General features: G+C 45.0%; 15 protein-coding genes and 1 pseudogene. 10 read left to right on the top strand and 6 right to left on the bottom strand.

Translation table 11 applies throughout. The annotated features are described in order from the left end of the window. Positions 1-65 precede the first annotated feature (65 nt). Complete coding sequence (locus tag HMPREF1212_RS06640; RefSeq protein ID WP_046150264.1) at positions 66-716, bottom strand: DUF1349 domain-containing protein; 651 nt, start codon at positions 714-716, stop codon at positions 66-68. A 94-nt stretch (positions 717-810) separates the two neighbouring features. Between HMPREF1212_RS06640 and HMPREF1212_RS06635 the strand changes: the two genes are divergently transcribed. Both HMPREF1212_RS06635 and HMPREF1212_RS06630 read left to right on the top strand, forming a co-directional pair. Beyond that, entirely contained in the window at positions 811-1,509 is a 699-nt protein-coding gene (locus HMPREF1212_RS06635) for a DinB family protein (RefSeq protein ID WP_046148838.1), read from the top strand. 296 nt (positions 1,510-1,805) lie between these two features. Further along, entirely contained in the window at positions 1,806-2,417 is a 612-nt protein-coding gene (locus HMPREF1212_RS06630) for an HU family DNA-binding protein (RefSeq protein ID WP_046148837.1), read from the top strand. A 108-nt stretch (positions 2,418-2,525) separates the two neighbouring features. Here the strand turns inward: HMPREF1212_RS06630 and HMPREF1212_RS06625 are convergent, their stop codons facing one another. The 5 genes from HMPREF1212_RS06625 to HMPREF1212_RS06605 all read right to left on the bottom strand — a co-directional run bounded on the left by HMPREF1212_RS06625 (position 2,526) and on the right by HMPREF1212_RS06605 (position 14,995). Further along, the gene (locus HMPREF1212_RS06625) at positions 2,526-4,850 is read right to left on the bottom strand and encodes a GH92 family glycosyl hydrolase (protein WP_046148836.1); all 2,325 of its coding nucleotides are present in this window, start codon (positions 4,848-4,850) and stop codon (positions 2,526-2,528) included. Positions 4,851-4,913: 63 nt separating this feature from the next. After that, the gene (locus tag HMPREF1212_RS06620; RefSeq protein ID WP_046148835.1) at positions 4,914-7,202 is read right to left on the bottom strand and encodes a GH92 family glycosyl hydrolase; all 2,289 of its coding nucleotides are present in this window, start codon (positions 7,200-7,202) and stop codon (positions 4,914-4,916) included. A gap of 16 nt (positions 7,203-7,218) precedes the next feature. Next, on the bottom strand, positions 7,219-9,558 hold the full coding sequence (locus HMPREF1212_RS06615; protein WP_046148834.1) for a GH92 family glycosyl hydrolase: 2,340 nt from the start codon (positions 9,556-9,558) through the stop codon (positions 7,219-7,221). A 17-nt stretch (positions 9,559-9,575) separates the two neighbouring features. Then, on the bottom strand, positions 9,576-10,703 hold the full coding sequence (locus HMPREF1212_RS06610) for a basic secretory protein-like protein (protein ID WP_046148833.1): 1,128 nt from the start codon (positions 10,701-10,703) through the stop codon (positions 9,576-9,578). Positions 10,704-10,930: 227 nt separating this feature from the next. Continuing rightward, a complete protein-coding gene (locus HMPREF1212_RS06605) occupies positions 10,931-14,995 on the bottom strand; it encodes a hybrid sensor histidine kinase/response regulator transcription factor (protein WP_198293253.1) in 4,065 nt (1,354 codons plus the stop codon). 192 nt (positions 14,996-15,187) lie between these two features. Between HMPREF1212_RS06605 and HMPREF1212_RS06600 the strand changes: the two genes are divergently transcribed. The 8 genes and pseudogenes from HMPREF1212_RS06600 to HMPREF1212_RS06565 form a co-directional block, all read left to right on the top strand. Beyond that, a complete protein-coding gene (locus HMPREF1212_RS06600) occupies positions 15,188-16,297 on the top strand; it encodes a TlpA disulfide reductase family protein (RefSeq protein ID WP_046148832.1) in 1,110 nt (369 codons plus the stop codon). 12 nt (positions 16,298-16,309) lie between these two features. Next, positions 16,310-16,756 (top strand): OsmC family protein, encoded by a 447-nt coding sequence (locus HMPREF1212_RS06595; protein ID WP_046148831.1) that lies wholly within the window; start codon positions 16,310-16,312, stop codon positions 16,754-16,756. A gap of 123 nt (positions 16,757-16,879) precedes the next feature. Beyond that, the gene (locus HMPREF1212_RS06590; RefSeq protein WP_046148830.1) at positions 16,880-17,572 is read left to right on the top strand and encodes an iron-sulfur cluster assembly scaffold protein; all 693 of its coding nucleotides are present in this window, start codon (positions 16,880-16,882) and stop codon (positions 17,570-17,572) included. Then, a complete protein-coding gene (locus tag HMPREF1212_RS06585; protein ID WP_028727525.1) occupies positions 17,565-17,756 on the top strand; it encodes a hypothetical protein in 192 nt (63 codons plus the stop codon). The genes HMPREF1212_RS06590 and HMPREF1212_RS06585 overlap by 8 nt, the downstream gene beginning before the upstream one ends. A 7-nt stretch (positions 17,757-17,763) precedes the next feature. Further along, complete coding sequence (locus HMPREF1212_RS06580; RefSeq protein ID WP_046148829.1) at positions 17,764-18,765, top strand: GGGtGRT protein; 1,002 nt, start codon at positions 17,764-17,766, stop codon at positions 18,763-18,765. 79 nt (positions 18,766-18,844) lie between these two features. After that, on the top strand, positions 18,845-19,714 hold the full coding sequence (locus HMPREF1212_RS26265) for a GIY-YIG nuclease family protein (protein ID WP_052724931.1): 870 nt from the start codon (positions 18,845-18,847) through the stop codon (positions 19,712-19,714). A 511-nt stretch (positions 19,715-20,225) separates the two neighbouring features. Next, entirely contained in the window at positions 20,226-21,164 is a 939-nt protein-coding gene (locus HMPREF1212_RS06570) for a hypothetical protein (RefSeq protein ID WP_046148828.1), read from the top strand. A gap of 95 nt (positions 21,165-21,259) precedes the next feature. Then, a pseudogene (locus HMPREF1212_RS06565) lies at positions 21,260-21,441 on the top strand (GGGtGRT protein); the annotation flags it as partial. Between the last annotated feature and the right edge of the window lie 110 nt (positions 21,442-21,551).

The following is a 21,551-nucleotide window of genomic DNA, read 5'->3' as shown; positions in this document are numbered from 1 at the left end:
CTAAAGCGGTGCAAATATAGAAATATTTCTCCAATCACGAAAGATAAGGATAACCGATTAGCTCTTTATTCCGCATTTTTCTTCAGCCACTCCAGTCGGCGCATATCAGGCAGGTGCTTCACCTCGAAATGTTCGAACCTGGCATTAAAGCCTTTGCCGTCAGGGCAAGCAGCCATAAAGCCGACCTTTACCGGGATATTGTCCTGCAACCAGGCATTGCGCATCATGGTATATGTCTTGTCGTCGAACGAATAGAATATTTCTACCGCATCCAGGCGTCTGACCGCTTTGATCCAGATATACGGGACAGGTTTATCCAGCGAGATCACACTCCAGTCGCTCGTCTTATGCGTAACCACCGTACTCAGGTTGAATTTACCGTCTACAAACTCGATGCCGGCCTTGATATAATTCTCGTGGTCGATCCGAAGCATCAGTCCGGCCTGGTCGAAACGGGCTTTATACTCGCCTGTTATCTTTACTTTTACTTCAAACTCGCCACCATAGGTTGCGTAATAGAAAGGAGCATCATCGACGGTAAACCCATAATGGGATATGCGCCAGTAATCGCTCTGCGGGGTGACGAACATGGATAAAGACTTATCGTTGATCTCCCATTTCTCCGGCTCGTTGAACCACTGCATCTTCTCCAACGTCTGTGCAGACGCCATTTGTATCGACAGGAATGCGCACATTCCCAAAATCATTTTCTTCATTACTTCCATACATTTAATTACCTTTGCAAAGGTAGATGCTTACAAGCAGACTGGCAATACAAACGATAATAAATAAAGCGAAACAAAAGACACCATGAAATATTTCGGAACAGAACTAAGTGAAAAGCATAAAGAGCTTACAAAGATCATCCGCACAAAAAATACAGTAGATAAAGCAAAGGAGCTCTTCCTGGATATCCATGCAGAGTTACATCTGTCGGAAGTATCCGGTTCCGGTCAGAACAGAGTAGATGAACTTTTATCCGATCTGACTCCAAACGAATACAGCATTATGCCAACTTCAAAAGACGAAACAATCGCATGGGTAATATGGCATATAGCCCGGATAGAAGATTTAACGATGAACCTATTGGCAGGCAGGACACAAGAAGTCTTCAGTCCGGCATGGAAAGAAAGATTGAACATCTCCATTACCGACACAGGCAACGCACTCTCCGATGACGAAATCATCCGTTTAAGTAAAGAGATAAACACCCGGGAACTCCTTGCCTACCGGAATACCGTCGGCAAACAAACCCGTTCCATCATTTCCGGCTTCACAAATGCAGATCTGCTCCGCAAAGTTTCGCAACAGGATCTGGATAAGATTAAACAACAGGGCGGTGTAACAGAACAGGACGAGTCTGCGTGGCTCCTGGATTTCTGGGCAAAGAAGGATGTCGCCGGATTATTATTAATGCCGCCAACCCGCCACGTCATCCTACACTTAAATGATTGCTTCAAATGGAAGCAACATATCAGGGCTAAAAAGAAGTGTTTCCGAACGAACTGACCTACCAATCGGCAAAAGAGCCGGACAAGATAGAATTATCACCGGGATAGTTTCATTTATCCCTTATATTACTTGCTTTTACCTGGGATATATATTATCTTTGGTAGGCAGGAAAGTTGTTGCCGACGCCCTCGGCTATATTGTTGAGGACGTCGGCAAAGCTTTCGAGGACGTCGTTTATTTTGCCGAGGGCGTCGGCAACAGGTTACATAGGCAGAAAAATAGGATTTGGTCGGTGCTATTTAAAGATACATCCGATGAAATAAAGAATAGATAACCAGTAAATCATAATCAGCATGGGAAGAATTAAATTCGGAGTATATAAAACACCCAAAGGGAACGGTACAGAGCAACAGGCTTGCGCCCGCCTTCTCTCCAAAGGCACAATGCGGATGGAAGAGATTTGCGAGTATCTATCGGATTCATGTTCGCTTACTTCGGCTGATGTGAAGGGAGCGATAGAGGCGTTGACCACTTACATCGGGCGAAACTTATCAAACGGTTACTGCGTGGAACTGGAAGGGCTGGGTCACTTCTCCCCTGCTTTAAAGACGGTGCAGAGGACGGACGAAAAAGGCAGGACGGTCTACTCCGCCAAAGCAGACGGGGTGAACTTCCGCTGCTCCAAGCGTTTGCGAAGCCTGGTGAACAAAGACCGCCCGCTGAAAATAAAAAGGGAGAACATCACTTCCAACGAACTGCCGGATCGGAAACAGAAGATGCTCAGATACCTGCAAAACAATCCGTATATCAACCTGACCGATTATGCAGGGATAAACCATTGTAGCCGTTACCGGGCGGCAGAAGATATGAAGCTGTTTACGGAAGACGGAACAGTTATCAAGATGGGTTACAGGACACACCGGGTGTACTCGTTGCCACAGGAAAAAGAGGAAGAACAAGAATGAATAAAGGCGTGTGGTATTCACATATCACACGCCCCCGTCCCTCACCTAAAGGGATAATAAAAACTCTCTCGTCGTTAATTAAAATATGTATTAAGAAAAACCAGTTGCTTATTTACTGACAGGCTTCTGGTAAAGCATTGTCTTTCCTGACGACGACACAGAGGCCGGCCAGGCATCGGCAGAGACTGCACGTTTATAGTTGGGCTTGTCGCTCATGACAAAGTGCAGGGATATGCCGGGTTTTACGTCGTCGTAGGTCAGGTACGATTTATCGTATTTCTTACCGTTCACATACAGCTCCTTGACGTAGACATTCTCCTTCGACCAGTTTTCGGTTGTCATCTTTATCTCCTTACCGTTACTCATCGCGATAGAAAGTGCTTCCACACACGGGGAGCCTACATTATATATATTGCTGGACGGAGCGACGGGATAAAAACCGGCACAGTTGAACATATACCAGGCTGACATCTGCCCACAATCGTCATTACCGCTCAACGAACCCGGTTCGTTGCCGTAGAAGCGGTCGACGATCTCGCGGATCCATTTCTGGCATTTCCACGGTTTACCCAGGTAATTATACAGATAGGCGATATGGTGGCAAGGCTCGTTGCCATGCCAGTAACCGCCGATACGTCCCTGGATGTCGTGGGCACCCGGTATATCATCCGGCAACTCTACCGTAAAGAGCTCATCCAGACGTTTCTCAAACAGTTTCTTACCGGCCAGGTTGATGTAACCTTGTACGTCGTGCGGGACATACCAGGTGTACTGCATGGTGAAACCTTCGGTGATATCTCCCCACCCGTTCACCGAGCCCGGCCCCTGATAGGCGATCGGGGCAAACGGCGTACGCCAGTTTCCCTCGCTGTCGCGGCCACGCATGTATTTGGTTTCCGGGTCGATCAATGTCTGGTAAGATAAAGAGCGATTCAGGAAATACCGGAAATCGTCCGTCTTACCCAAAGCCCGGGCTGCCTGGGCGATGCAGTAGTCGTCGTAGGCATACTCCAATGTTTTGGAAACCGACTCGGCTTCCTTGTCGAAAGGAACGTAACCGTTACGGTCGTAATCCGGCAGACAGTCGTAATGCTTATTCAGGGCGGTCGTCTTCATTGCTTCGTATGCCCGTTCGTAATCAAAGCCTTCTACCCCCTTCACGATCATGTCGGCCAGGACGGAAACGGCATGGTAGCCGATCATACACCAGGTCTCGTTGCCATAGAAAGACCAGATCGGAAGCATTTGCTCTACGCTTTTATCATAATGCGCCAGCATCGAGTTGGCGATATCGGCGTTTATATCCTGATGCACGAGGTTGAACCAGGGGTGCAGGGCACGGTAGGTGTCCCACAAAGACAAGGTTGTATAGTTCGTGAAGCCTTCAGCCTTTTCGATGTTCTTGTCCAGCCCTCTGAAACTGCCGTCGGCATCCTGGAAAAGGAACGGGTGCAGGGCGGCGTGATAGGCAGACGTGTAGAATGTTTCTTTTGTCTTTTGGTCGGCTGTGATCCGGTATTTCTCCAGTTCCTGCTCCCAAAGGTTTATTCCTTTGTCTTTCAGACCGTCGAATGTCATACCGTCCAGCTCCTGCATGTTCAGCTTTGCTCCGGCGGTGCTGACTGCGGAAACGGAAGTCTTGACAGTCACTTCTTCGCCTTCTTCCGTTGCAAAGGAAAGACAAGCCATCAGGTTCTTTCCCCAGGCTTCGTTTGTACTCCGGAAGCGGGAAGTGTTGTAGATGACAGGTTTCTTATCCTGCATGATGCGGAAGTCTTTCAGCCTTTTGGAGAAGACGGCGGTGAAATAGACATGGCGTTCCGGCCCCCAGCCTTTTACCAGTTTGTAGCCGGTCAGGGTCGAGTCGTTCTCTACGCGAAGGTTCGACCATTCACAGTGCTGCCATAAGGTATGGTTCAGGTCGATCATGATGAAAGACTTGTCCGACTTGGGATAGGTAAAACGGAACATTCCGCTTCGTTGCCCGGCTGTCATTTCGGCTTTCACGCCATAGTCCTGTAAGATAACGGCGTAATAGTTGGGAGAAGCCCATTCCTTTTCGTGCGTATAACGCGAACGGTAACCTTCGTCGGGGTTTTCACGGCTTCCCGGATCAAGTTTCATCTCGCCGGTTCCCGGAATGAACAGGAAATCGCCCAGGTCGGGGATGCCGGTACCACTCAGGTGTGTCAGGCTGAAGCCGAGGATGGAAGTATGGTTGTATTTGTAACCGGCTGCCGCATCGTAGTATTTGGAGTCGGTATCGGGGCTGATCTGGATGCCGCCGAAGGGGATCTGTGCACCGGGGTAGACATTCCCGTAGCCGTCCGTTCCGACCAATGGCCTGACATATTCCGTCAGTTTCTCATTCTGTGCCGTGGCGGATAAAGCGATGCTGGATGCGGCTAACAGTGTGTATGTTCGTAGTTTCATATTTTATCAGATTTAAACCAATATAACCGACCTCATAGGGGCGGGGTCGGTTATATTTTCCTGTTATTCTTTTATCTCATTCGAGAATGAATAAGGAGCATCCTTTTCCTGTGTACCACGGGTTTTATTTGGGGTATCGGACATGATGCAATTGATGGTCATACCGCGCAGCAGGTCTTCGTGGGACAGGTAGTTGCGGGTATAGTTCTTTCCGTTCACCTTCATGGTAGAGATATAACGGTTCGCTGCATCGTTGTTGGCTGCGTTGACCACTACTTTCTTACCATTTTCCAGATTAAGCGTTACGCTTTTGAATAATGGGGAACCCAGGATATACTGGTCGGTACCGGGACAAACCGGATAAAAACCGAGTGCAGAGAATACATACCAGGCGGAAGTCTGGCCGTTATCTTCGTCACCGCAATACCCGTCGGGAGTGGCAAAATAGAGCTTATCCATCACTTCGCGTACCCAATACTGGGCTTTCCAGGGTTCACCGGAATAGTTATACATATAGATCATGTGCTGGATCGGCTGGTTACCGTGCGCATAGTTACCCATATTCATGATCTGCATTTCGCGGATCTCGTGGATAACACCACCGTAATAGCTATCGTCGAACAACGGCGGTACATTGAACACAGAGTCCATCATGGCGTTGAAACCAGTCTTTCCCCCCATCAGGTCGATCAATCCCTGCGGATCGTGGAAGACAGACCAGGTATAATGCCAGCTGTTACCTTCCGTGAAAGCATCGCCCCACTTCAACGGGTTGAACGGTGACTGGAAGGTTCCGTCCTCGTTACGGCCACGCATCAGTTTGGTTTCGGGATCGAAAAGGTTCTTATAATTCATGGCATGTTTTGCAAAGACAGCTATTTCAGATTCCGGTTTGCCGAGCGCCTTTCCTAATTTATAGATAGTCCAGTCGTCGTAAGCATATTCCAGTGTGCGGGCGGCACTTTCGTTGATCTTCACGTCATAAGGGACATAACCCAATTTGTTGTAATAGTCGTAACCCAGACGGCCGGTAGATTTCACTGTCGGATGTACGGCATTAGCTCCATGTACGACAGCTTCCCAGAGTGTTTCGATATCGTAACCGCGCAGGCCTTTCAGATAAGCATCGGCAACTACAGAAGCCGAGTTGTTTCCTACCATACAGCCGCGATGGCCGGGACTCGCCCATTCCGGAAGGAAACCGCTTTCCTTATACGTATTCACCAACCCTTCCTGCATCTTCACATTCATCGACGGATACACCAGGTTCAGGAACGGGAACAGACAACGGAATGTATCCCAGAAACCGGTATCGGTAAACATATAACCCGGCAGCACTTCACCGTTGTACGGGCTATAATGCATCACTTTGCCATTGGCATCCACTTCATAGAAACTGCGGGGGAAAAGAACGGAGCGGTACAGGCAGGAATAGAATGTACGCAGTTTGTCGATATTATCGTCATTCACCTGTATACGTCCCAGCACCTCGTTCCAGGTCTTACGACCGGCGTCTGCTATCTGGTCGAAAGAACGGTCGCCCAGCTCTTTCAGGTTCTGCTCTGCCTGTTCGGGGCTGATAAAAGAAGAGGCAACACGGGCATGAACGAGTTCGCCGCGACGGGTGGAGAAACCGATAATCGCACCGGTATGATCTTCCTGCGCTTCAGTCTCGCCTTTACGGATCTCGTTGTCGCCTACCGTAGCCTTATACGTAAACGGTTTATCGAAGACAACAACAAAATAGTTCTTGAAATTGTCGGGCACGCCACCACTGTTGCGGGTAGTATAACCGATGATCTTGTTTTCTTCCGGGATGATCTTAATATAAGAACCGCGGTCGAAAGCATCGACAATCACATACGACTTATCCGTTTCGGGAAAAGTGAAACGGAACATGGCAGCACGTTCTGTCGGGGCGATCTCCGTCACCACGTCGTGGTCGGCCAGATACACACGGTAGTAATTCGGCTTGGCCACCTCTGCCTTGTGGGAGAACCAGCTGGCACGTTTATCCTGGTCGAACACCACTTTGCCGGTTATCGGCATGAGGGCGAACTGGCCGTAATCGTTGATCCACGGGCTGGGCTGGTGGGTTTGTTTGAAACCCCGTATCTTGTCTGCATCGTAGGTGTACGCCCATCCGTCGCCCATCTTTCCGGTTTGGGGCATCCAGAAGTTCATTCCCCACGGCATAGCGATGGCGGGATATGTATTTCCTGTCGACAAGGAATGCTTGGATTGAGTACCGACCAGCGGATTGACGTAATCCACCAGGTCTGCCTTTGCAGCCGCTTTCAACGAGAGCAAGCTGCCGCAAAGGGCAATAGCTAAAACAAATAGTCTCTTCATGGTCTGAATTGTTATTTTAATTGGATGATAAGGAATACGGTTTGTCTGCTTCGGCAAAGACACGCTTCTTGTTCGGAGCGGATGTCATTTCGAAGGTCAGTTCTCCCCCGTTCATTATATCCTGTTGAGTAATATACGCTTTTGTGTAAGGCTTTCCGTTCAGTTTAACGGATTTGACGTAACGGTTCTTGTCGCTTACCTTATCCGCCCTGACTTCGAAAGTCTTTCCGTTTTCGAGGGACACCTTCATGTAAGGCAGATACGGGGCACCCAATACGTATTGGTCGGTTCCGGGACAAACCGGATAGAAGCCCATCGCCGAAAGGATATACCAGGCCGACATCTGTCCGCAGTCGTCGTTACCGCACAGGCCGTCGATGTTGTTGCGGTACATCTTGTTCATGATCTCACGCTGCCAGTACTGGGTTTTCCAGGGTTGGGTAGTCCACATATACAGGAACGGGATGTGGTGGCTCGGTTCGTTACCATGAACGTAACCACCCAGAAGCCCTTCTTTCGTAACGTCTTCCGTTTCAGCGAAGAACTCGTCGGGGAGATGCATGGTAAAGAGGGAATCCAGTTTGGTGATGAACGACTTGTCGCCACCCATCAGCCGGATCATATTGTTCACATCCTGCGGCACATAGAAGGAATAGTTCAGGCCATTCCCTTCGATAAACCCTTCACCGTGCGTACTCAGCAGGTTGAAGTTCTCTTTCCAGCGTCCATCGGAATAGCGGGGACGGGCATAACCGATACTGGTATCGAATACGTTGGCATAGTTCATGGCCCGTTTCTTGTAACGGTCGGCCACTTCACGGTTTCCGGCCAGCAAGGCGGTGTTGTAAATCGTCCAGTCGTCGTAGGAGTATTCCAGGGTCAGGGATGCTGCACTACCGCTACGCTCAAGGGGGACATATCCTTTTTCCATCAATTCTTTTGTTCCGTCGTAATAAGGGATGGTAGAACTGCTCACCATTGCTTTCAATACTTCTTCCTTATCCAGCGGCAATCCTTTTGCTACGGCATCCGCCAGTACGGAAACAGAATGATAACCGATCATGCACCAGTTCTCGTTTGCCATGTGGCTCCATACGGGAAGCGCCTTGTGTACGCTCTGCTCACAGTGTTTCAACATGGAGCGGGCAATATCCGTATTTACCTGGCGGTTGATGATGTTAAACAACGGATGCAGAGCACGGTAGGTATCCCAGACGGAGAATACCGTATAGTTCGTGAAACCGTCCGCGGTATGAATATTCCCGTCCAACCCGCGATACTGTCCGTCTACATCGGTATATACACAGGGGTTGATCATCGTATGATATAAAGAGGTATAGAGCATGGCCATCTGGTCGTCGCTGCCTTTTGCCTCGATAATGGAAAGTTCTTTGTTCCAGGTATCCGATGCACGGGAAGCCAGCTGGTCGAAATTGTAGCCGGACGCTTCCGCCCGCAGGTTCTTCAGGGCACCGTCGGTACTGACACCGGAAAGGGCCACTTTCACCTCCAGCTCGCCGGAAGAGGCCGGGTCGAAATCGAAATAAGCGACAATCTTCCGGCCGCCTATATCGGGGAAGTTCTCTTTCATATTGAACTTGCCATAGCCACCGCGGTAGTCCACTTTCGCCTTTTCATCGCATCCGTAATGGATAACGGGTTTGGAGAAAGATAGGGCGAAATAGGTATAGTTGGTACGTGCCCAGCCGTTCGTTATGCGGTAGCCGGTGACGAGGGTATCGTTTTCTACACGGATGTTTGTCCACAACACTTTGCCGTCGTAGTTGTAAATGCCATGTATCATATCCAGGATGATACGCTGGTTCTTGCTGTCTTGCGGGAAGGTGTATTTATGGACTCCTACCCGCTTGGTGGTTGTCAGTTGGGCTTTTACCCCATAATCGGCGAGCATCACCTCGTAATAACCGGGACGGGAAATCTCCGTATCGTGTGAGAAACGTGAACGGTAGCCGCCGTCGGGATGGGTGGCTGTTCCGGGATTCAGTTTCAGGCTGCCCGTGGTCGGCATGATCAGGATATCACCCAGATCCGAATGCCCGGTGCCGCTGAAATGCGTATGGCTGAAACCGACAATACTACTGTCTTTATGCTGATAACCGGCACAATATTCATAAGAGCGGGGTTGATACTTTCCATCTACATTATGAGGGATCGTATCCGTATCAGGACTTAACTGTACCAGGCCGAACGGCACACATGCCCCGGGAAAAGTATGTCCCATCCCGTTCGTTCCGATAATCGGATTCACAAGAGATACTTTATCCTGCTGGGCAAATAAATTTCCTCCTGCCAGTAAGGCGGACAGAAGTAAGGTTAAACATGTTGAAGACTTCATATTATATAATGTATTTGTTATTTCTCAAGGAAAGCCTGGTATTCGTTCCACATCCCTTCGATACTGCTGTCTTCGCCGAAGATACTCTTTATCGCTTTGTCGAAACTCCATACCTCCAGGTCGCGGACGGTCAGATGCAGTTTGCGTATCGCGTCGGGGTCTTTGGTGGTGAGCCACTGGAAGAAAAAGCCGGTCGTACGGTAACCGTCCATCCAGTTACCACCGGGTTTACGGGTGCTCCAATCGAAAAAGCCTGCTTCCGCCCTCACAGCGTCGGCCATTCCTTCGATGCATGCCCAGAATTCCTTATTAGTAGAGTAGCTGCCGATGCCTTTCGGTTCGAACTGATAGGCATGAACCAGTTCATGATATAAGACGCCACGTGTTTCAAAGTCGAGCTTATACAATGACTCGTTGGCCGATTTCTCAATATGCTGTGTACTATACACGATGGAGATTACAGGTGGGTTTCCTGATTTAGCAGATACACCGTCATAATCTTTCAGGGTATATTGAATGGTCTGCACATCATTCATCGTATCTTTTGCGGTATAGAAAAGGATTTCCGCCACCTTTTCAGCATGATATTTTATATAGGCATCGGGATCCTGCACCAGGTCGGTATAGATGGATGCCCCTTTTGTCTGCGGATCGAGCACTTCGAAATCGACCGCAGGATAGTTGAACTCTTTCCAGTCTGTCAACAGATTCTTTTCGGAGAAGGAAACATCTCCCAATATCAGTACATCATTGCCGGCGGTAGAAGCTTCCAGCATATACTGTTTATAATTCGAAGGAACAGCTATCGTGCAAAGTATCTCCTGGTAACGTGAGCAGAAACGCTGGTCGTTGCGCTCGTCTATTACCACCCATTTCGTTCCATCGTAGGAGCCTTTCAGCACCCAGCTTACCGGGTCATGGGCAGGGGCTTCGCCGGATGAATAGAGTTTGTAACTTTGGATAGGAATGCTGGATTGAGTATCAAAAACGATTTTATTTACTCCCTGCGCTCCCGTATAATAAGTGGTAGGATCTCCGTCCGATAATTCCGGAACATTTACTGAGATATGATCCCTACAAGCAGAGAATAGGAATAAGAGTAAGCTAACTACTACATTTACATATTTAATACAACACAACTTCATACTGTTTACTCAATTTTGCATTCACTATCCAAAGAAAACAACTCCCTAATATCCCTTTGTCTGAAAATGCCCGACAGACAAAGGTTTGTGATAATTATCGAGTGCAATATTAGCGGTTTCCCTCTTTCGCAGGTTACTACTCAACGACCGGAAGAGTGTCATAATCTACCTGTTGCAGATTATGACACTCTTTTGGTAATTTATGACACTAACAAGAAATCAGCCACTTACTGCTTATTCCGGTACTCCATAGGTGTTTGATTGTACCTGGCTGCAAATTCGCGATAAAAATAGGATTTGTTGGAGATACCTACCTTATAGATGATCTCCTGCACATTCAGGTTGGTGGTCACCAGTAACTGGGCGGCATAAGTCATCCGGTAATCTTTGATGAAATCGGAAGGGGTGAGCGGAGAGATTTTCTTGAACCGGCGGTAGAGCGAACGGGTGTTCATCCCCAGCTTCTCGGCTATCAGTTCGGGACGCAAGGTTTCCTCCTCGAGATTTTCCCTGATAATGGAGATGACTTCATCCATAAATTCTTTATCCTCCTGATGGATCAGTTGACCGCCGGATTGTTCGTAGGCGCTTTCCGGCGAATAGTAGTACTCTTTCAGTTCTTTCTTGCTTGTCATCAGACGGTTCACGACAGAGCGGAGCACGACCGAAGAGAAAGGTTTGGTCAGATAGGCATCCGCACCCAGGTCGAGCCCTTCCGCCTGGTCGCTCTCCGAGATACGGGCCGAGACGACAATCAACGGGATATGGCGGGTAAACTTATCCGACTTGACCCGGCTGATCAGTTCCAGGCCGTCTATGTCCGGCATCATAATGTCCGTAATGATAAGGGCGGGTGTTTGCTTTTCCATCAGGCAGAGAGCTTCTTCCACACTGAAGGCTTCTTCTATTGTATAGGCAGAAGACAACGACTCTTTGATGAGCCAGACAATATCTTTATTATCGTCTACCACAAGGATAGAAGGTTTGTTGCCGGAGGGATCCGCTTCCAACACCACAGACTGATCTGGAGAGGGAGAAGATAAAAGCTGCGACTCTTCGTTTTCATACTCTTCCGTCCTATCGTCTTCATCCAGTTCCAGATAGGGCAAGCGGACGGTAAATTCAGCAAACTGTCCTTCTTCACTCTTTACTTCTATCGTGCCATGAAGGGATTGCACCATGCTATGGCAGATAAACAGGCCCAATCCGTTTCTTGAAGTCGTCTGGGTATAATTGTTTCCATCCAGGTCGCCCAATATACGGTAACGGTCAAAGATCGTTTGCAGGTCTGTTTCCGATATTCCTTTACCTGTATTATACACGCTGAAGATGAGCGATCCGTCCTCTATTGCAGCCGAGATACGTATGCAGCCTGTCTCTTCCGTATATTTAAAGGCATTGGATATCAGGTTGACCAATATCTTCTTCAGGCAGGTCGGATCGGTATTCCAGGTAAGCGACTCCGGCAGGGAGACTGTAAAGTTTATTCCGTTCTGCTCTGCGATAGGGGTAAAAGAGTCGTATTGCCGGCGGATAATATCAGAGACAGAGGTCTTCCGGATACTGAAATAGTTCATGCCCGCTTCCTCTATCTTCCGGAAGTCGAGGATCTCCTGGATCAGTTCGTTGAGGCTTATTACGTTATCCCGCAGGATACGGATATATCTTTTCAGTTTGCTATCGGCTGTATTCTCCGCGTACGTATGAATATAATCCCCTACTCCGTTGATCAGCGTCAGCGGCGTACAAAGCTCATGCGTGATATTGGCAAAGAAGTTGAGTTTTGCCTCATACAGCTTTTCCTTTTGTTCTTCCCTGATCTTCCGGGCAACAAGGGCTTGCTTTTCTGCCATCCGGCGGTTCAGGCGATAAAGGAAGGCTCCGACAAACAGAAGGAATACAAATACATATAATACGATAGCCCAGGTAGAACGGTACCAGGGCGGGAGTACCCTCAAAGGCAACAGGTATTCGCGGGCATTCGAGTCGTACACATCGTTTTTGTAACGTACTTTCAGCATATAGTTGCCATAAGGAAGCTTGGTGAACGATATTTCGTTATTCTTTTGTAGCTCTGTCCAGGTGGTGTTATAGTTCTGCAACAGGTAAGAGTATTCATAGTTTTCCCCATGAATATAGTCTGTTGCGACAAACGAGATGGTGAATGTCGATATATCCGGGGGAATGGTGACCAGAGTTGCTTCTGTTTCCATATAATCATCCAGGCTAACCGTCTCCCCTCCCATCTTCAGTTCAAAGAAATGGAGATCCGGCCGGTAGTTTTCCAACTGGTCGTTCTGGGGATCGATCCAGACCAGACCGTCGATACCTCCGAAGAACAATCGCCCGGTATACTGGCATGTCCAGTACGCATCGTCCGAAAATTCCGTGACCATCAACTCCTGCTGGCCGTAGTTATGGAAAAAGCTGTTGTGGGGGTTGTATTTTGTCAACCCTTTATTGGTGCTTAGCCAGATACATTCGTCCCGGTCTTCCAGTATGCCGTGGATCATGTCGTTGCTGATACCGTCGCTCCTGTCGAACTGCCTTACGTCGCAGGCACCGGACACATTACATTTCATACGGGTCATGCCGGAACTGGCTCCCAGGTAGAAAGTGGAATCGCTGCTGTAATACAGGCTAAGAACGTCCCCGATAGCCTGATTGGAAGAATTGTTCATCGACATAAAATCATATTCTCTTGTAACCAGGTCGAAACGCGCCATTCCATACCCTCCGCGGCTACCCAAGTATATGGTCGATCCTCCATCGTAATACATCGAATAGAATTCGTTACAGACTTTCCCTTCCTTTTCCAATATATAGGATTCGATATATTTAACGACCAACCCAGACTGGCTTTTCTCCAAAACGACTTCTATCAACCCGTCTCCCGTAGTTGCCATCCACAAAGTGGAGTCGTTCACCTCACAGATAGAATGGACATATCTTATTTTCGTATCGATCTTACTTGGGAGTGTATGGACTTTCTCATCTTCATAAGAATAGTAAGACAGGCCGGGGCCATCCGTACCGATCCAGACCAACGAATGGAACCGGCTCTTATAAAAACAATATACACGATTATTGGAGAGCCCGTCAGCGGTTGTGAAACGGGTGATCTTGTCGGAAGGTATCTGCTTGCCTTTAAAAGAGTCGTATTCCTTTATGCGGACAAAGCCATCCCCTTTCGTCCCAAACCATAACGTATTATCTTCGTCCGTGTAGACGGAACGCACCGGGTTTCGCATCACAAACGGCATGTCTTCCAACGACAGACCACCAAAACGATTATGCTTATCGTAAAGCATCCGGACTCCTTGGCCATCGGTTCCGATCCAGAGAATATCCTGCTTCCTGTCTTTAAGCATACTGAAGATACCGATATTCAGGTCGGAAGCTCCTTCCGGATCGGTCATATCCACTAACAGGCCATTCCTGAATGCCAGATATTGCTTGTTCTGAAAAGAAACGATACGGGATACATTACCGTATTTCTCCATCCAAACGGAAAGGTCGGACAAATATCTTTCCGTATTGTCTTCCATCCGGTATTGGTAAAGCTTATTTTCTGTATCGACATAGTAGAGAAGTCCTTCTTCGTAAAAGGCCTGCCCTATTTGCTTATCATGTATTTTGTTTTCGGTTATCTGCAAAGTCAAAGGCAAGGTGGAGTAGTCCGGAACGACCTTCTTCAGAAAACCATCGTATGAAAGGAGATAAAATTCTCCCTGCCGACCGGGAAACAACACCCTGACCGTTTCCGGAGATATCCCCTGTGTATAAATATCCTGGAAAGAGCCGGCACAGGACGTATAGCAGGAAATAAAATTCTTCTGGCTGACCAGCAAAGAGTTTTCCAAAGAGTCCGTAGCGATCAGCCGGCATTCGGGGTATTCCGGATATGATTCCGTTACCTTGCGGTCTTTGAGGGAGAATCTGTTCAGTCCCATCGAGGTGGATATCCATAGATATGCGGGGCCACCATCCGAAATCTTATGTATGATGTTACTGCAAAGCGTATATTTATTATCAGGTTCAAAGCGATAAACATAGGTGTTCTTCCCATTATACAGATTTAGTCCGTCGTAAGTTCCGATCCACATATAGCCATGGACATCCTGGTACATATCAATAATAGCATTATTCGACAAGTCGATATTATTCGCCTTATGCAAAGTAATGGATGCCACTCCCTGAAAAAAAGGGAAAAGCAGGAACAAACCGAATAACAGAAACTTTATAAAAAGCAACCGGATCAGTGTATGTTTATTCTTATTGGTCTGAGTCATTAGTATTCATTTTGTAGTACAATAACCTGATATTCGCCTGATAAAAGCCCGGAATATCGATCAGACGACAAATATAATCCATCTTTTCCGTAATATTAGAACTTTTTAAGCCTAAAGAAATAAAGGATTATTAATAAAGCGATAACTTCGCGTATTCCATGGTAATGACATCGTTTTAACACATAATAATATATGAAAAAGTATCTACCTATTGCTGCCTCTGTACTGCTTCTCGCAGCCTGCAGCGAAAAACCTGGTTACGAAATAACCGGTACAGTTTCAAACGCCGATCTGAATGGACAGTATGTATATCTTTATGAATACGGAAATCCGGACGTCTTACCTTTCGACAGCGCATTGGTAGAAAACAATGCTTTCAAGTTTACGGGTACGCAGAATGGCTCTCTTTTGGCAACGCTCCGGTTCTCGACCGATGTTGTTCCGGAGGAACGTGGTAAACCTAATTTATACCGGACAACGTTCACACTCGAAAACGGAAAGGTCGTTGCAAACCTCGATACATTCTCGGTTGTGACCGGCACTCCGGCCAACGACGCGGAGAAAGCATTGAAAGATCAAATTGCTCCGTTCTACGATGAAATGAGTAAATTAGGTGATGAAATCCGTTCCGAAGATCAGAATATAGTAAAGGCGGCTGAAAAGAAATATGACGAGATCAGCGAAAAGATCACTCAGACGATCTGCAACTATATCCTGGCACATATGGATCAGAAAATGTCTGCCAAATATATGTTCGATAACCGCTACAGCCTGAGCGAAGAACAGCAGAACGAGATCCTGTCGCAGGCAGACTCCACTTTCAAGGCTTTCCCGGGTATCGACAAGATGATGAGCCGCCTGGAGATATTAAAGAATGTAGCCGTAGGCAAGAAGTTTGCCGATTTTGAAATGGCCGACCCGAAAGGCGAAGTTCATAAACTGTCTGAATTCGTCGGCAACGGAAAAGTGGTATTGATCGACTTTTGGGCTTCCTGGTGTCCTCCCTGCCGCAAAGAAACGCCGCATCTGGTTGAGCTTTACAAACAATATAAGAATAAAGGTTTCGAAATTGTCGGTATCTCATTAGACAGCAAGCCGGAAGCATGGGCCAAAGGGGTAAAAGACCTGAACATCACCTGGACGCAACTGTCCGACCTGAAGGGATGGCAGAATGCAGGTGCCGCTTTATATGGCGTCAATAGTATTCCTCATACCGTATTGGTCGATAAAGACGGAACGATCATTGCCAAAAACATTCATGGTGATGAAATCGATGCCAAACTACAGGAAGTACTAAAATAAATAAGGAACGATATGCCTGCTCAAATCACTCTCGACTGGAAAAAGGATTCCACCTTTGAAACCCAGCTGGATGGTCATACAGTGTCTATCGATACCAGCAAAGAAGACGGCGGCACCGACTCAGGTGTCCGCCCGAAAGCTTTGATGCTGGTTGCGATGGCCGGTTGCAGCGGTGTTGACGTGATCTCCCTTTTCAAAAAGATGAGAGTCCGTTTCGAAAAGCTGTCGATCGACGTCAAAGCAGAGACTTCCGATACCATCCCGATGCTTTATACGGCTTTCGACGTAACATATCATGTCACAGGAAACGCCGACGACAGCGCCCGGATAGAAAAAGCGATCCGTCTCTCGCAGGAAAAATACTGCGGTGTAGCGCTTATGATGAAAAAGATAGGTCCTATCACCTACCGGATACTGCTTAACGGCACCGAACTTAATATTCAGTCGACCGACAAATAACGAACTTTGCGTCTTGCATGGCTGGATTAAAAATTTTATCTTTGTGCGGTCTTTTGGAAGGCGATATTACATATAAATTAGCAAAAAGTTTTATTATCACTTTAATATAATAAATTAGCGATTATGATTTATTCACATGAAGTTCAACACATGTGTGTTGTAAAGAAGGGAGCCAACCATCCTTGTGCTCCGATTCCTGAAGAAGGAAAATGGGTTAGATCTACTCAGATCACTGACATTTCAGGTTTGACTCATGGTGTGGGTTGGTGTGCTCCTCAGCAAGGTGCATGTAAACTGACACTGAACGTTAAGGAAGGAATCATTCAGGAAGCACTGGTAGAAACTATCGGATGTTCTGGTATGACTCACTCTGCTGCGATGGCATCAGAAATTCTTCCGGGCAAAACTCTTCTGGAAGCATTAAACACTGACCTTGTTTGCGACGCTATCAACACAGCAATGCGCGAATTATTCCTGCAGATCGTTTACGGACGTACACAGTCTGCTTTCTCTGAAGGCGGTCTGCCTATCGGAGCTGGTCTGGAAGACTTAGGTAAAGGTCTGCGTAGCCAGGTTGGTACTATGTTCGGTACTTTGGCAAAGGGCGTTCGTTACCTGGAAATGGCAGAAGGTTACTGTACTCGTATGGCACTGGATGCTGACGATCAGGTTATCGGATATGAATTCATCCACCTGGGTAAGTTCATGGATATGATAAAGAAAGGTATTGATGCTAACGAAGCACTGGAAAAAGCGAAAAGTTCTTACGGTCGTTTCAAAGAAGCTGTAAAATATATCGATCCTCGTAATGAATAAGAAAACACTGACACGCGTCCTGATTGGGCTGATCATTCTGACTGTTATCGCGACGGTAATCACCTACTTCGTCATGAAGCCGGACCGTCCCTGGATGGCATTCTATATGGCCTGTTGCGGCGGTGTACTTGTTTTCAACTTTCTAATATCTTTATTCCTGGTAAATAAGAATTTAAAAAAGTAAAAATAATATGGCTTTATTTGAAAGTTATGACCGTCGTATTGATACTATCAACGCGGTTTTAAAAGAATATGGTATCAACGGTATCGAAGATGCAAAAACTATCTGCGACGCTAAAGGTATCGATCCTTATACAATGTGTAAGGAAACTCAACCGATCTGTTTCGAAAATGCATGTTGGGCTTACGTTGTAGGTGCTGCCATCGCTATCAAGAAAGGTTGCACAAGCGCTGCTGATGCTGCTGAAGCTATCGGTATCGGTCTGCAGGCATTCTGTATCGCTGGTTCTGTTGCTGACGACCGTAAGGTGGGTATCGGCCACGGTAACCTGGGTGCACGTCTGCTTCGCGAAGAAACAAAATGTTTCGCATTCCTGGCTGGTCACGAATCTTTCGCTGCTGCTGAAGGTGCTATCAAGATCGCTGAAATGGCAAACAAAGTACGTAAAGAACCGCTTCGCGTTATCCTGAACGGTCTGGGTAAAGATGCTGCTATGATCATTTCACGTATCAACGGCTTTACTTATGTTCAGACTCAGTTCGACTACGGAACAGGTGCTTTGAATGTTATCAAAGAAACTCCGTATTCAACAGGTCTTCGTGCAAAAGTAAAATGCTACGGTTGCGACGATGTTCGTGAAGGTGTTGCTGTAATGCGCGCTGAAGGTGTTGACGTATCTATCACAGGTAACTCAACTAACCCGACTCGTTTCCAGCACCCGGTAGCCGGTACATACAAGAAAGAATGTATGGAAAACGGTCACAAATATTTCTCTGTTGCTTCAGGTGGTGGTACAGGCCGTACCCTGCATCCGGATAATATGGCTGCCGGTCCTGCTTCTTATGGTATGACGGACACAATGGGCCGTATGCACGGTGACGCTCAGTTCGCTGGTTCTTCATCCGTTCCTGCTCACGTAGAAATGATGGGATTCCTGGGTATGGGTAACAACCCGATGGTAGGTGCTACTGTTGCTGTAGCGGTTGCTATCGAGGAAGCTATGAAGAAGTAAGTAATTTTTCTTATATAAGAAGCTCCCTCAGTTAATAACTGTTGGGAGCTTTTATTATAAAATCAACTCAAGTAACCTTATGCTCTCTAAAATACTACTCAATTACGAATTCAAATTTATACAAAACTTATCTCCTGAAGCTAATGAAAATGGAGATATAATTGAATTTAGACCTCAGGAATTATTTACTAAAAAAGATATAATACCGCTTCACAAACATGGAAGTGGAACATTTTGTCATTTTTCTATTGACAAGAAATGGAATGGTCTTTCGGGGGTGTATGCTTTTTACATAGATGACCAAATGATTTATATTGGTAAATGTCAAGATTTAGGAAATCGTTTCAACCAGGGATACGGTTGCATTTCTCCCAAAAATTGTTTCCAAGGAGGACAGTCTACTAATTGTAAACTTAATAAAGTAATATTGGAAGCCATAAAGAAACAGCAGACTGTTACTGTATACTTTCATGAAACTCCTAATTTTTCTGTTATTGAATCAGATTTAATTAATTACTATCATCCAATGTATAATATCCAAATTCCAAACAAAGTATCGATGAATAACAAAAATAATATCATTAATAAAACTCCAATGCTTATCAGAATAAAAGAAATAATAGGATATATCAAAAAATATATCTGTAAAGATAAATACATAAAAAGTCAAAACATCATAAAAAAACCTCAAGCAAAAAAAACTAAAAATGCTTCTGTAGAGAATGTAAGAGAATATATCAGAAACAGTATTAATAAAGCCAAGAATTCCGGAGAAAGTGAGATCAAACTCAAATCTGGCGATATTCATAAAGAATTGAAAATGAATAATGCAATGCCAACAGTTTGTAACGCAATGAAAACATTAGGGTATGAATATTCTTTTGAAATACAGCAGCAACCACCTAAGGGTTATGGTTCTAATTTGATTATTATGTATAAAATTCAATAGATTCGTCACCCTTATTAAGAATTGAAATTAGACACGTATTACTGAACTAAATATCAATTATTAACTTATAGTAATCAGACTAATTATCTGTCAATTAAAACAAAGAACATGATCAACTCAACTTATTAATTCTTACAAGTGGTAACATTCTAGAATTATTATTACATTTGTTCCATACAAATTAAATAGCAGGCTATACGGACAGAACTTACATTAATGAATTTCATAGAGAATGGATAGAGAGCACTTGACGGTCAATTGAATTTCGAGAACAGTAGCCTATATCCGTAAAAGATGTAAAGAACTGCAGGAGATGTTGATCAGTAGTAGAAGGCTACAAGAGAAAGCAAGCTGAAAAGCTAAAGTTGTTTGCATCCTCTAACAAATTTTGGATAGATTTCAATAATCCATCTGTTACTTTTATAGCTAAAGGTAGTAATGAAATCTTTTATAATAACAATATTGTAGTATCTAAATAGTAAGTGTAAACAAAAAAAGATGATTTATCAATATGAGAAATAATGGATTTATTTATCATGATATAAACAATTCAGAAGAAATTTACAGTTGGAAACATCTTCTATCAAACTACTCTCTAGAAAAGATTAATAGCTATTTTGAAAATTATAAAACATCTTGTTTATATTATTCGACGAATTTCAGTAGAATTGAACAAGCTGTGAAATTCTTATTCACAATAGAAGTTCAGGGACATGAGTTTTCTCCCAATTTTAAGAATAGCATTTTCCCTGAAAAGAGGACATCCAATATGCCTTATTATTTTTTTAGAATTCGCAAGATAGAGAAAGATACTAACATAAATAATTTACAAGACATCTGGGAAAGACCATCTAATCAAATAACTAATTTTCAACGATTAAGTAAACCTAAACATTCTGTACTATACACGAGTCTTATGCCCTCTACGGCTATGCTAGAAACTAATATACAAAAGGATGATACATTTATCTTAATTGTTTATAAATCCATTAAAACATTTTGCTACAGCGACTGTTGCTCTTTTTTATATTACAACGAATTAACTGAAGAGGAAAACATGAAAAGATATATAATGTTTCAATTACTTCGCAACGAGTTTACACGTATTTTACCATCTTCATATAATGGAGAAAATCAATATTGTGCAGCATATAATATTAGTAATAAATTTTTCATTGCAGAAGACGCCTGTGCAATACAATACCCCTCTACTCGTGGATTAGGACATAAAAACTTTGCATTCCTAAATAATATAAAAGAAAACTTAGAATTTATAGGGTTTAGAGTCTGTTATTTAGAAGAAAAAATAGAGACATTACATAATTGCAAAATAATTACAGATGGATTCTGGGATAATGAACAAAAGCAATTTATCTACTTTACTCCAAATTCAGAGAAAAGCAAATCCATATTTGAAAATTTCTATTTAAAGACTATGATGTCAAAGTAATGTTCAATAGAAGTAATGCAGAATATAACATGAGTTTAAAGTACAGCAACACCATAACAAACTACATGCAGTGGAATAATTTAATTATCAACTATAACATAGCTGCAGTTCCTGCTTCTTATGGTATGACCAACACAATGGATCGCATACACGATAACGCTCAGTTTGCTAGATCTTCATCAGCTCCTGTTCACGTAGAAATGATGGAATCCTGGGCAAGGGTAACAACCCGATGGTAAGCGCTACGGTTGCTATCAAGGAAGCTATGAAGAAGTAATTTAAATTTCACAATTTCATCAAAGCTCTTGTTTCAAGACATGAAGACAAGTGCTTTTTATTAAGAGATAAATACAATTTATAAATTATAATCGAAAACTCATTATTATT

Source organism: Parabacteroides sp. HGS0025 (assembly GCF_000969845.1).
Taxonomy (GTDB): Bacteria; Bacteroidota; Bacteroidia; order Bacteroidales; family Tannerellaceae; genus Parabacteroides; species Parabacteroides gordonii.
The sequence above is the reverse complement of the archived record's forward strand: the minus strand, read 5'-3'. Positions and strand labels throughout refer to the sequence as shown.

What these genes read in the sequence shown, in the direction of transcription:
- HMPREF1212_RS06640 (WP_046150264.1), bottom strand. Translation starts at nt 716, where the DNA reads ATGAAGAAAATGATTTTGGGAATGTGCGCATTCCTGTCGATACAAATG.
- HMPREF1212_RS06635 (WP_046148838.1), top strand. Translation starts at nt 811, where the DNA reads ATGAAATATTTCGGAACAGAACTAAGTGAAAAGCATAAAGAGCTTACA.
- HMPREF1212_RS06630 (WP_046148837.1), top strand. Translation starts at nt 1,806, where the DNA reads ATGGGAAGAATTAAATTCGGAGTATATAAAACACCCAAAGGGAACGGT.
- HMPREF1212_RS06625 (WP_046148836.1), bottom strand. Translation starts at nt 4,850, where the DNA reads ATGAAACTACGAACATACACACTGTTAGCCGCATCCAGCATCGCTTTA.
- HMPREF1212_RS06620 (WP_046148835.1), bottom strand. Translation starts at nt 7,202, where the DNA reads ATGAAGAGACTATTTGTTTTAGCTATTGCCCTTTGCGGCAGCTTGCTC.
- HMPREF1212_RS06615 (WP_046148834.1), bottom strand. Translation starts at nt 9,558, where the DNA reads ATGAAGTCTTCAACATGTTTAACCTTACTTCTGTCCGCCTTACTGGCA.
- HMPREF1212_RS06610 (WP_046148833.1), bottom strand. Translation starts at nt 10,703, where the DNA reads ATGAAGTTGTGTTGTATTAAATATGTAAATGTAGTAGTTAGCTTACTC.
- HMPREF1212_RS06605 (WP_198293253.1), bottom strand. Translation starts at nt 14,995, where the DNA reads ATGACTCAGACCAATAAGAATAAACATACACTGATCCGGTTGCTTTTT.
- HMPREF1212_RS06600 (WP_046148832.1), top strand. Translation starts at nt 15,188, where the DNA reads ATGAAAAAGTATCTACCTATTGCTGCCTCTGTACTGCTTCTCGCAGCC.
- HMPREF1212_RS06595 (WP_046148831.1), top strand. Translation starts at nt 16,310, where the DNA reads ATGCCTGCTCAAATCACTCTCGACTGGAAAAAGGATTCCACCTTTGAA.
- HMPREF1212_RS06590 (WP_046148830.1), top strand. Translation starts at nt 16,880, where the DNA reads ATGATTTATTCACATGAAGTTCAACACATGTGTGTTGTAAAGAAGGGA.
- HMPREF1212_RS06585 (WP_028727525.1), top strand. Translation starts at nt 17,565, where the DNA reads ATGAATAAGAAAACACTGACACGCGTCCTGATTGGGCTGATCATTCTG.
- HMPREF1212_RS06580 (WP_046148829.1), top strand. Translation starts at nt 17,764, where the DNA reads ATGGCTTTATTTGAAAGTTATGACCGTCGTATTGATACTATCAACGCG.
- HMPREF1212_RS26265 (WP_052724931.1), top strand. Translation starts at nt 18,845, where the DNA reads ATGCTCTCTAAAATACTACTCAATTACGAATTCAAATTTATACAAAAC.
- HMPREF1212_RS06570 (WP_046148828.1), top strand. Translation starts at nt 20,226, where the DNA reads ATGAGAAATAATGGATTTATTTATCATGATATAAACAATTCAGAAGAA.